The following is an 11,903-nucleotide window of genomic DNA, read 5'->3' on the forward strand; positions in this document are numbered from 1 at the left end:
GCGCACCTTTTGTTCGGCAACGATGATGCCCGGCTGGGTACTCAGCCGCGACACATAGGCCTGCCAGCGTTGCCCGGATTGCCAGGAAAGAAGGAACCAACCGCCTGCCGGAATCAAAACCAGCAGGACTGCAGCCACCACCAGCCAAGGAAATCCCTGGTTAGAGTCCTCCTGCTTCAGTTCAACGCAGGTCTGCAACAGCGTCTCTACGCCGGCCAACTGCGAACTGTCGCCGTCAAACTGCTCTAAAGCCTGTGAGCATTCATCATGGATGCGAAGCAACACATCGCGAACTATTTCATGTAATTCCTCGGGCGGATTTCCCCGGATCACTGCGACCAAGGTCGCAAACGGTCCAACTTCCGACCAGAGACGAAGCTCCCCGAAACGGATAGTGTCGAGGCCGCTCTGTTCTTTCTCGTTAAATGAGTCTTTAACAAAATCTTGAATTGCACTAAGCATCGAAGAAATGAGTTGTGGATCTTCGCTCGTTGCATTATCGGCAGTTACATGCGCTATCAAAAGCCCGGAATTGCGGTTAATCAGAAAGACATGCTCTACACGATAGACAAGAGAATGCTTAAGAACAACTTCTGAGAAGCTTGCACCCGTTCTCCAAGCTTCAAATCTCCACTTGAGCCCATGCCAGGTAAAAATATGTCTTAAAGTTTCATTCAGCGACTGAAAGGTCTGATCGATCTTTTCCCCGATCGACTTGCGAATTGCCGGCAGAAACACCGGGTATAGTATATCCGTAAGCGTACGCGGGCTCTTCTGGATGGACCGTTGCACGGCCCTCTCGACAGCTGGCGCAAGTGCCTCGCCGAGTTGCGCATGAGGCGCACGTGCGGCTGCACTGGGGAGAACACCCCCAACTGCAGACGCAAGCTGCTCAGGTTCGTCGAGCAGGTGCGAAACTCGTGAAAGCTCCGAAATTTCGCGGCCGACCAGCAACTGACGCAGCGTTTCCATGCGAGGATCGGCGGTGGGAACTCCGTGGAAACGCGCACGATAGTCCGGATCAACGTTCCGGGCAATTTCGACCAAAAGATTAGCCAGAGCCTCGCGATCAATCTCTGTATCGTTCGAAGCTGCTCTTTGAGGAAGGCTGATTGGGTCGACGGTCGACGTCAAGTTCCGATCAACTCACTTTCCAGCTACGTTCCGAGTTGCTCTTGCTGCCGACGGGATCCTGATTTAGACATTTTGCAACCTCGACAAACAGGCCAGCCAAAAGATTTCGGTCGGTCTTGACGTTGCTGAGATCGGAAAACATTTTCTCCATTAGCATCTGAATGCTTTCATTCTTTTGCTTGATTTCCTCACGCAGCAATTGATCGCTTCGATTTATCCGGTCCGCAACTTCGCGCTCAAGCTCGCTCAATTGATCCGACAACGCGCGCACCTGCTTTTCAAGCGCCTGATTTTGCTCGCGAAGATTCCGGTCAATCTCCTTGTCGGCCTCGGCTCGTGCATCTTTTTCGTTCCGCAATTGCGCCGCGAGCGATTCGACCTGCTTCTTTGCATTTGACTCGTACATTTCAAGATTGCGCTTGGCCTCGGATTCGACATCCTTGAAGCGCTGCAAGAACCGTTCTTCAAGCTTGGAAAAACGGCGGTCGTAGTCCTGCATCTGGTTGCCGAACAGCAGATCACGTATCTTGTCGACACCTACAGCGTCGCCGGAGACCCCGCTCTCGCGAGCCTGGACCCCCATGAAGGCCAGCCCGTTCCCGTCTGCATTACTTATCAGATTTTCGTCCGCTTTATTTGCTGAAGAAGCGGTACTCGAAGATTCCTTAGCCATCCTTATGCCCCTTCATTTGAACACCTGCCACAGTGCAAAACTGAAAAACACCCAAACATGTCAGCAAAATACCCGGCTCGCAAGCCGGAATCTTCTTGACGTAAGCCAATTCGTGCGTCCCTTTTACATCTCTTCGACTAGCAGCAAATGCACGAGTTCCGATTGGTGTCGCTCTCGCATCTCTTTGTGATAGCAGCCATAACCGGCTAATCTGATCGACCATTGGACGCAATCTACTATCGAAATGAGTAATACAATGTCCGGCTATAGCTACTGGAGCGCAATTAAGTAGCGCAGGCACATTAGAAGTATCTAAATTAGCTGCTCTGGCGGCGCACATGCGGCGCACATACTGTCTCGCACCCGGCTGTATACTGCGACGATCCGCTTCCGATGCGGGCCCAACGGTAGAAGGGAGTTCTTCTTTCGCACGGAGAATGGCTGTTCGAGAATGCACCTCGGAATCGAGGCGTTTCGGTCGACAGGAGGGGAGCAATTGTCCCAATAACGGCAGTCATTCACACCAAAGCTTCAGTGGGCTTGCATTTACGGTGCCCCCGATTGCAAAAGACGTCAGTCTGCCGTAGCTGTTGCACTCATACGGTGCCAGGGACCGCAGCTTGTGGTCATGGTGCCGACTCCGGGGATCGACATGAGTATGCGGCATGCTTGGCTTTGACGTGCATCTGCGACAGCTGGCGCCCAAGCTCGGCGGCACGGATGCGAATGCTGCGCCAGGCTTCCAGCATCGGTAGCACAACAGGAGCAAGCTCGCTCTGCAGCCAAATGGCGGCGTCGCGGCGGCTCGGAAGAGTTCGCAGGAGACTGTTTGGACGCAGCGTCCCTGATGACCGTTCCCTTTGGCAGGAAATCGCCGGCTATGTTTCGGGACTCTTGTTCTACCTTCAAACCAGGCACGGGTAAGACGGCGTGGTGCATGATCCCTTGGTTTCAATCGTGGTTCCTGCGCACGACGCGGAGGTAACGCTGGCGCGCGCACTCGATTGCCTTCTCGATCAGGAAATAATGGACTGGGAGGCGATCGTCGTCGTCGACGCCTCCACGGACGCCACCGCCGCGATTGTCGCCGGTTATGTGGAGCGCGATGCCCGATTTCGGACGCTGAGCTCTTGCGCGTATAGCGCCGCCGGCGCGCGCAATAGCGGGATTTCGACAGCGCGCGGACGCTGGCTCATGTTCCTGGATGCGGACGATTGGGTGGACACCAGCTTCCTTGCGAAAATGCTGGCCGCACTAGAACCCGCGCCCGATGCGGTCGCCGCCTATTGCGGTTCCCGGCGCGTGATGCCCGATGGCGAACTCACCCCGTCGAGCATCCCGACGGAGGTTGCGATCCAGCCCTTCGAAACATTCGCGCGCCGGTGCGCCATCCGCACTCACGCGCTGCTCGTCGACCGGAAGACAATTGTCGAGTTGGGCGGCTTCGATGTTTCGCTGCGCACCTGCGAGGACTGGGATCTGTGGCAGCGCCTCGCACGTCTAGGCAAACGTTGGGTGATGGTCGACGAGCCGCTCGCTTTTTATCGGACCAGCCCCAAATCGCTCACCCGCAATTCGACGCAGATGCTGGCCGATGCGGAAATCGTGATCGCCCGCGGCTTTTCTCCTGATCCCAGGGTCAAACAGCCAGCTTCGGCACACGCCAATGGAGCGCTCGAGGCGAACGGCCGCACCGCTTCCGAAGCACTCGCGTGGTTCGCGTTGTGGAACGCCGCGTCGGATTGCGGCAGCGGCCGCCGCTCGATCAGCCCGCAGACCCTGCGCGCACTCCCGGCAGGACGTAAGTGGGCGCGTGAGATCGCCAAGGTGGCCTTCGATGGCCTTATGGTAGGAAGCCTGTCGGTGCCAGCGCAATTGGCTGCCAGGTGGGACAGGTTCGGCGGCTCCCTCACCGAGTTGATCACCGAACTCGGCAAGGTCTGGGACGATCCCGTCGCGAGTCGCCGCGTCCAGTATCAGCTCGAGGAAATGCTTCTCGACTTCGACGATCTTGCCGCGCCGCGCAGGCTGGCGCGGACGCTTGGAATTCGCGTCGATATTCGAAATCCGACCTCGATCGAACTTCCGGAAGGAATCGATCAAATTTATGCCTATCTGATGATGGATGGCCAGATCGAGGCTGTCGTGCAGTTCGGCGTACTCGGGAAAGTGACAAGGCGCCATTGGATTGAATTGATCCGGAATTTCGTGCCCCCCGAGCGGCTTATACACAGTGCCGCGCGACTTGCGAGGCGATCGCCTGTACATGCCCCGCAACAGGGCGCCGGTGCCGACAAGTCAAACATGTTTGCAGCCGAGGCATTGTTGTCCATCGCGGGACGCCGGTCTGATCGGGACAGCCACTTCGGCAAACTCGCGCGGTTGGCCGCGGAAGCGCGGCGGCTGGTTCGGTCGAGCGCCGAAGCGACAGAGCCGCTTGCAGCGCCACGCCGCGCATCGGCCGCGGATGGGCACGACAATGATCGCACGTCGTTCTGGAATCGCCGTTTCGCGACCGAGGATCCCTGGAACTACGGTTCGTCCTATGAGCAGGAAAAATATGAGCGGCAGCTCGAAATTCTGCCTGCCGGTCCGATCGGACGGGCGCTTGAGCTGGCCTGCGCGGAGGGGCACTTCACGCGGCAGCTGGCGCCGCGAGTGGGCCATTTGACGGCAACTGACATCTCCGCCGTAGCCATCGGGCGAGCGCGCGCGCGATGCAGCGATCAGCCGAATGTTGAGTTCGGCGTACTGGATTTCTGCGCGGACACGCTGCCCGGTGAGATGGACCTGATCGTCTGTTCGGAAGTGCTCTACTATCTGGATGATCTCGCCGAGTTGCGGCGCATCGCCAAAAAAATCGTTGAGGCATTGGCGCCTGGCGGCAGTTTCATCAACGCACACGCATTCGTGTTACGTGACAATGTTGAAAGGACCGGCTTCGACTGGAACACATTCGGTGCACAAGCGATCTCAGGGACGCTGGCAGGGACCGAAGGCCTCGTCCTCGATCAATCGATCCAGACCGAGCTCTATCGCATAGACCGCTTCCGCCGCCTGTCACCGGACGACGTGGCGACGGAACCGATCATTGATCAAGTGCCAATCCGCGCGCCCCTTGAAATCGGGGTCGCGCGAAATATCGTCTGGGGCGGGGCGCGGGCCTTGCGCCGCGACGTTGCGCGGAGCGAGCGGCGACAGCGTATCCCTGTCCTCATGTATCACAGCGTCTCCGATGAAGGTCCGGCCGCGCTCGCCCGTTTTCGGCTCACGCCCGCCGCATTCCACAGCCAGATGGCATGGCTGCGCGCCAATGGCTTTCACGCGATTAGGTCCGAGCAGCTGGAATGGTTCATCGCCAACCGTCAACCTTTCATTGGCCGCCCAGTGCTCATCACCTTCGACGACGGCTTCCAGAACTTTGCCGACCATGCCTGGCCGATCTTGCGCGCGAACGACCTGACCGCGGAAGTGTTCCTGGTGACGGACCTGGTGGGTGAAAGTGCACTGTGGGACGCCGACAGCGGTCCGCCAACGCAGCTTATGGACGCCGGGACGGTGCGACGCCTCGCTGCCGAAGGTGCGTTCTTCGGAAGCCATCTGGCGACGCATCGCGCCATAGATGGTCTGTCGAGCTCTGACTTGGCCAGCGAGCTGCTTCGCGCTCGTATGTTCATCGAACGGTGGACCGGTCGGCTAACCACGGCGTTCGCGGCACCCTTTTCTGTCACCGACCGACGGCTTGGCAGGCTGGCCAAGGAGTGCGGCTATCGAATCGGCTTCGGCGGCAGACACGGCCCGGCGGACCTCGATTGCGATCCCATCGACCTTCCGCGCATCGAGATTCGCGGGGATCGCTCGCTCGATGACTTTGTTGCCAAGGTCGAGGCCGTGCTCGAATGAACGCTGAACTTGTCAATGTCCCGCCCGTTTACCTCGTCCGCAAATCTATTGGGCGACTTGGGACACCGCTGACATCAGCTCCTGCGGGTTTGGCGCCCCAAACATGTATCGCCCACCCTCTGGAACCTCCGTGAAGCTCCAGCGGACGATCCCCTGCCGGTCCAGCAGGAACTGACCGACCAGTTGTCCGTGTCCCGTTGCCATCATCTGCTCGTCGGCTTCGGTCAGTTCGTAATGGTCCCTCTTGTCGAGGATCTCGCCGGCCGCAATAGGATCCATAGGACCGGGCAACTCGCTTGGTATGTCGACCCGCATATCCTTTACCGCTGCCATCGAGACCTTGTACGGCCAGTTTGTCTCGTTTTCGGTGAATTCGAGATTGGGGAGTCCAAAAGCACGATGTGAAGCGCGTTCAGGGTCGGAGGCCGCAAGCAGATTCGGCATCGGGTGGTAACGGAAATAGAGACGCGCTCGTTCGATCGGCGTGTTGACCACCGTCAGGCTCTCCACGCCCTTTTCGCGCAGCTCCGGATCAAGCCGCGCCTGGGCGGCGATATGGCGCCGGCAAAACGCACAATGCAGACCTCGAAACAGGCCGACCAGCACCGGTTTTTGTCCGCGAAAGTCGTCAAGCGCGATCTTGCCTTCCTTGGTAATGGCGTCGAGTACCACGTTCGGCGCACGGTCGCCCGGTTGAAGCGGTACCAAGTCACTACGCGCGGACATTTCCAACCTCCAACCCGGCTAATCGAGAAAAGGCAGCACCACAAGCGCTTCCGGGTCGAGCCCGTGCTGGGCGCATATACCCTGCGCCAGGGAAAAGTAGCGTTCGGCCTCGGCCAGATTGTCGAGGTCGAGATTAAGCGTTGCCAGACCATCATAGCACGGAAACAGCAGTTGGGGCTCGCCCGTTTCGCGGGCTACGTCCAGTGCTTCGTGGAACAAGCCAACCGCCAGTTCCGGACGGCCGTGGCATTGGTGGATCTGCGCAAGCACGATCAACGGCACCGGCAGGTGCTCGCGCTGGTCGAGCGCCCGGTCGATCTCGATGGCCTTCTCGGCAGCAGGCACGCCCTCCGTTGGACAGCGATCCGTGAAAGTACAACAAGCGACCGCCAGATTGGCGAGGAGGCGCGCCTGGAAACCCAAGTCACCAATATGGCGCGCCACTTCAAGACCGCGCCGACAGACATCCATTGCCTGTGCCGGATCGATGGTCGTGTAAAGCACGCCGAGATTGGTGTAGCCGCGGCAGGCCGCGCCCAGTAGACCGGCGGCTTCGGCCAATTCAATGCTATGCTCAACCTGACGCACGGCTTCACGGTTTCGCCCAAGGCGAGCCAACGCAACAGCCTTGGTATTAAGTGCCTCGGCGGTCACAAGAGTGGCATCACACCCCGCCTCGGAGACATCCTCCGTTGTAAGAGTGCCTACGCAATCCAGCGCCGCGTCTGCCCATTTTGCCGCGAGAGCGTGATCTCCGCTACGGAACGCCTGTCGGCCACGTTCTTGCCAGAGATGCGCCTGCTCGATCGGGGCATCCGCTCCATCGAGAAGCGCTGCCGCTTCAGCATAGCGGGATTCTGCGTTGTCCCGCTTGCCGACGTCCCAGAGCAGCCGACCGATCTTACGCAAAACTCGCGCCGATGCCACACGATTGGCTGACTCGCGGTATGCCTGCAACACCGTCTCGTAGTGGTGGTGCGCGATCTCGCGGCGGCCTATCGGGCCGCTCAAATCGGCAATGCGCTCTGCAATTGCCAGTTTGAGCGGTGTTTCCCCGATCGCGCCCAACGCAGTCAGTGCTCGCTCGTAGAAACGAAGGGCGTCGTCGTTGGCGTATATCATGCGAGCGCGATCGCCCGCCGCCTGCAGATAATGCGCGCCCCTCTCCCGCTCGGCGCTCTGTGCGAAATGATGACCGAGCACGGTCAAATCCTCGAGCCGTTCCGGCTTGTCGCCGCACACTTGCTCCAAGGCAGCACCGACCCGCCCGTGGATCTCGGTCCGGCGTTGCAGGAGCATATTCTGGTAGATCACGTCCTGCAGCAATGTTTGCGTGAAGCGGTAGCTTTGCGACGAGACCGAGCCTGATCCGGCAACTTCCTCGATGATTTCCGCATCGCAAAGCAGTTCGCAGCCGGCTTCTAGCCGGCCGGGGTCGGCTGTCACGGCTTTCAGAAGTGTGGCATCGAAGCGCGGGCCGATTACCGCGGCTTCCTGGGCCAGCCGGCGCGCCTCTTGGGGCAACCGGTCGACGCGAGCAAGCAACATTGCCTGGATAGTGGCGGGAATGCCGGTTGCGACTTCGCCTGCCACAGTCCGCCATCGCTGGCCCTCGCGTATCAGTACACCGCGATCGATAAGGCCGCGGACGATCTCCTCTACAAAAAGGGGGTTGCCGCCCGCGCGCTCAAGGATCTGGTCGAGAAGCCCTCCTGCGGAGTTTACCCAGCTCTCGCCGAAAAGCGCCGCCAGCAGGCTGCGTCCGTCATCATTGTTGAGCGGCGAAAGCCTGAGCGCTGTGTGACTGACCCGACTTGAGTCGAGCTGGCCGTTGTCCCGCGCCGGACGATGCGTGACCAGCAACATCAACCGCGTGCGTTCCAACCTGTCCATCACGAAACGTAGTGCCTCGAGCGACACGGCGTCGGCCCAGTGCAGGTCTTCGACGACAATCAACAGCGGCGACAGCGCAAGCCGCCGTTCGATGATTGTGCGGACTGCGTAGAGAATTTGCCGCCGCAGCTGCTCGGGCTCGACATGCTGCAAGGTGGCATCGGGGTCGCCAAGGCCGAGCACATGGTAGAGCAAAGGCATCAGTCGCTTCGCCTCCTCGCCCTGCAGGCCGAGATCGGTAAGCAAGCCTGCGAGCTTCCCCCGCACTTCGTCCCCACTGTCGTTTTGCATCATCCCGGCAGCGCTGCGCACCACTGCGCCCAAGGCGCCAAATGATTGTTCGCCCAGCGGTGAGCACGTGGCCAGCCGCACGGCGACGTTGCGAAAACGATCCTCGTCGCTGACGCGGGCGACGAACTCCTTCACCAGCCGCGATTTCCCGATACCGGCTTCTCCGACGAGGCGGACAAGTTGGGCCGAGCCGCTGCACGCCTGGTCAAGGCTCGCCATCATTCTATTGAGCTCCGCACTACGACCTATTATCGGCGCACTGAGGCCGAGCGCCTCAAGCCCACGCGCTGCACGCGGCGTCGCGAGCGGTGCATCCAGTCGATGGACGAGCACACTGCCAGCCTTGCCGCGAAACACGACATCACCCAGCGATTCGTAGGAGAAGGCATGCCGGGTCAGCCTGTGAGTGAGCTCGCCTACCAGCACCTCACCCGGTGCGGCCAGCGATTGCAGGCGTTGCGCCGTATTCACTGTGTCCCCGGTCACCGAATAGGATTTGGCGGTGCCGATGCCCAATCCGCCAGTAACGACCGGACCAGTGTTTATGCCGATGTGGAGTAACAGAGGCGAGCCGGAGTGGGGGGTGCTTTCGCCGAGCCGCGCCGTCCGGGCGATCATGTCGAGAGCGGCGCGAAGCGCACGTTCCGGATCGTCCTCATGCGCGACCGGCGCACCGAACAAAGCGAGCAGTGCATCGCCGATGAATTTGTCGACGAAACCACCAAAGTTTCGCACGGCCGCCGTCAATTCCTTGAACAGTTGGTTCTGCAGCGCTTGCATGACCTCGGGGTCGAGCTGCTCGCTGAGTGTCGTGAAGCCGCAAAGGTCTGCGAACAGGACCGTGACCGTCCGTCGATCGGCGTCGGAGACGGGATGCAGCCCATCTTCGCTTTCGATATTCGGAAGGAGCGACGGAGTTCGAGAAGGCGGCACAATGGTCCGGTTTGGCGTCGGAGCAGGCCGTTCAACGGCTTTTGCGGGCGCACCGACGCTTGCCCCACATTTCGGACAGAACTCGAAATCAGGTGCGCAGGGGTAGCCGCAACTGACGCATGGCACGGGCTGGCGCCTGCCACACCTCGGACAGAAGGCGTAACCGCCCTCAACCTCGAAACCGCAGCCCGAGCAGTCCATCGAACAAGACCTCACTAGAGGCCGTGACGCCGTGATCTCGCCACGCACTTCACGGCAGGCTATTAACAAGGATGCACCGATAGCCGTCGACCGGCAAGCGGCAGCGCAAATGGGCATCGAGCGATCCGTGTGGGTCCGGTGGCAGAGCGCTGCCGATTCGGGCGGCTGCGTGGCCGTCGTTTGCGAAAGTTCCCTCTTACCCTCCGTCTTCCTGCTATTGTGGAGATGAGGACACGGACCCATGAGTGAGAATCGTAAGCTAGTCGCAATCCTGGCTGCAGATGTGGTCGGATACAGCCGGCTCGCGAGCGCGGACGAAGATCGTACTTTGGCGAGGTTGCGGGCACTGCGCAGCGACCTGATCGATCCGACCATCGCAGTGCACCACGGGCGGGTGATCAAACGCACTGGGGATGGGGCGCTGGTAGAGTTCCGCAGTGTGGTGGATGCCGTGCGCTGCGCCGTTGAGGTTCAGAATGGTATGGTTGAGCGCAATGCCGGCGTGCCGCAGGACCGCCGCATCGAGTTCAGGATCGGCATCCATCTGGGGGATGTGGTCGAAGAAAGCGACGGCGACCTGATGGGCGACGGCGTCAACATCGCCTCGCGTTTGGAGGGCGTCGCGGCGCCCGGCGCCATCTGCCTGTCCGAGGATGCCTATCGCCAGGTCAAGGCGAGGCTCGACCTCTCGGTCAGCGATCTCGGCAGCACACAGCTCAAGAACATCGCCGAGCCGATCCGGGTCTATTCCCTGCAAGTCGGCAGCGCCGGGACCAAGGCGGCCGCGACAACGGAAACCGCGCCGAGCCGGCCGGCGGCAGCGCCGCCAAAGCTGTCGATCGCCGTCTTGCCGTTCGCCAACATGAGCGGTGACGCCGAACAGGACTACTTCGCCGACGGCATCTCTGAAGATATCATCACGGCGCTGTCCAAACTGTCGCAGCTCTTCGTCATAGCACGCAATTCGTCGTTCACTTTCAAGGGCCAGAACGTCCATGTGCAGGAGGTGGGCACCAAGCTCGGCGTGCGGCATGTACTTGAGGGCAGCGTACGCAAGTCGGGGAACCGGGTACGCATCACCGCGCAGCTCATCGATGCAACCTCGGGCGGCCATCTTTGGGCGGAGCGTTTCGATCGCGACCTGACCGACATATTCGCCGTGCAGGACGACGTGACGCAGCAGATCGTCGATGCGCTGGCGCTCAATCTGACTGAGGGTGATCGTCAGCGGCTGGCGCCCGAGCACCCGCGCAACACGGAGGCATATGACTGTTTCCTGCGGGGCCGGGAGCTGTGGCACCGGCTGACGAAGGAGACGAACATCGCAGCCCGCAACCTCTTGCAACGTGCCATCGAACTGGACCCGATGTTTGCCTCTGCCCACGCGTTCCTCGCCCTCACGCACGGACTCGATTACCTGAACAGGTGGAGTGCGTCGCCGCCAGAATCGATGGCGCAAGCGGAAGAGGTCGCAACGCGAGCGGTAACGCTGGATGGCAGCGATCCCTGGGCGCACTGGGCGCTGGCTATCGTCAAGCTGTACTCACGACGGCACGATGGGGCCATCAACGAGGCCGAGCGCGCGATAGTCCTCAATCCGAACTTCGCTGAAGGGCACGTCGCCCTCGGCGAGGCGCTGTACTATTCGGGCAGATCCGAGGACGCCCTCGAGAGTTTCGGCCGGGGGAAGGCTTTGAATCCATACTTTCCGGATGTGCTTCTGCACTTCCAGGCTTTGGCCTCGTTTCAGCTAGGAAGGTACGAAGAGGCCGTTGACCTCTTGATGCAACGGCTGGCTCGCAACGCTGTCACCGACGTCTCGCGCGCGCTTCTGGCCGCCAGCTACGGCCATCTGGGCCGTTTCGCCGAGGCCCGCGCGGCATGGCAGGAGGTGCTTCGCGTCAATCCCGACTATTCGCTGGAATACCGTCGCAAAGTCTTGCCCTACAAGAACCCTGCCGATTTCGAACACGTGGTGGATGGGCTCCGCAAGGCCGGTGTCGTGCAATGACAGGTGTGGCCTATGCGGCCGGATCAGACGCCAGAGGCTCACCGATAGATCACCGTCGCTTGCGGTTGCGCACTAGAGCCTTTCGCATTTAGGTTGACTTGTATCCGGCGTTTTCGATGTAGTTTCGGCATTCCAGTG

At 60.4% G+C, this 11,903-nt stretch carries 5 protein-coding genes and 2 pseudogenes; 2 read left to right on the top strand and 5 right to left on the bottom strand.

Annotation, left to right across the window (positions count from 1 at the left end):
- The 3 genes and pseudogenes from ACWUKX_RS30420 to ACWUKX_RS30430 all read right to left on the bottom strand — a co-directional run.
- A pseudogene (locus ACWUKX_RS30420) lies at positions 1–1,134 on the bottom strand (OmpA family protein); the annotation flags it as partial.
- Positions 1,135–1,141: 7 nt separating this feature from the next.
- A complete protein-coding gene (locus ACWUKX_RS30425) occupies positions 1,142–1,807 on the bottom strand; it encodes a coiled-coil domain-containing protein (RefSeq protein ID WP_029349544.1) in 666 nt (221 codons plus the stop codon).
- A 618-nt stretch (positions 1,808–2,425) separates the two neighbouring features.
- A pseudogene (locus tag ACWUKX_RS30430) lies at positions 2,426–2,577 on the bottom strand (IS110 family transposase); the annotation flags it as partial.
- A 160-nt stretch (positions 2,578–2,737) separates the two neighbouring features.
- Between ACWUKX_RS30430 and ACWUKX_RS30435 the strand changes: the two are divergent.
- A complete protein-coding gene (locus ACWUKX_RS30435; RefSeq protein ID WP_456010370.1) occupies positions 2,738–5,710 on the top strand; it encodes a glycosyltransferase in 2,973 nt (990 codons plus the stop codon).
- Positions 5,711–5,755: 45 nt separating this feature from the next.
- Here the strand turns inward: ACWUKX_RS30435 and ACWUKX_RS30440 are convergent, their stop codons facing one another.
- Both ACWUKX_RS30440 and ACWUKX_RS30445 read right to left on the bottom strand, forming a co-directional pair.
- On the bottom strand, positions 5,756–6,436 hold the full coding sequence (locus tag ACWUKX_RS30440; RefSeq protein ID WP_029349548.1) for a peroxiredoxin-like family protein: 681 nt from the start codon (positions 6,434–6,436) through the stop codon (positions 5,756–5,758).
- Between the two features lie 18 nt (positions 6,437–6,454).
- On the bottom strand, positions 6,455–9,754 hold the full coding sequence (locus ACWUKX_RS30445; RefSeq protein WP_456010372.1) for an ATP-binding protein: 3,300 nt from the start codon (positions 9,752–9,754) through the stop codon (positions 6,455–6,457).
- Positions 9,755–9,995: 241 nt separating this feature from the next.
- Here ACWUKX_RS30445 and ACWUKX_RS30450 point away from each other — a divergent pair, with 241 nt between their 5' ends.
- A complete protein-coding gene (locus tag ACWUKX_RS30450) occupies positions 9,996–11,765 on the top strand; it encodes an adenylate/guanylate cyclase domain-containing protein (RefSeq protein ID WP_456010374.1) in 1,770 nt (589 codons plus the stop codon).
- The last annotated feature ends 138 nt before the right edge of the window (positions 11,766–11,903 follow it).

Source organism: Mesorhizobium sp. f-mel, from assembly GCF_053850215.1.

Coding starts and splice junctions, on each gene's coding strand:
- ACWUKX_RS30425 (WP_029349544.1), bottom strand. CDS start 1,807: ATGGCTAAGGAATCTTCGAGTACCGCTTCTTCAGCAAATAAAGCGGAC.
- ACWUKX_RS30440 (WP_029349548.1), bottom strand. CDS start 6,436: ATGTCCGCGCGTAGTGACTTGGTACCGCTTCAACCGGGCGACCGTGCG.
- ACWUKX_RS30445 (WP_456010372.1), bottom strand. CDS start 9,754: ATGGACTGCTCGGGCTGCGGTTTCGAGGTTGAGGGCGGTTACGCCTTC.
- ACWUKX_RS30450 (WP_456010374.1), top strand. CDS start 9,996: ATGAGTGAGAATCGTAAGCTAGTCGCAATCCTGGCTGCAGATGTGGTC.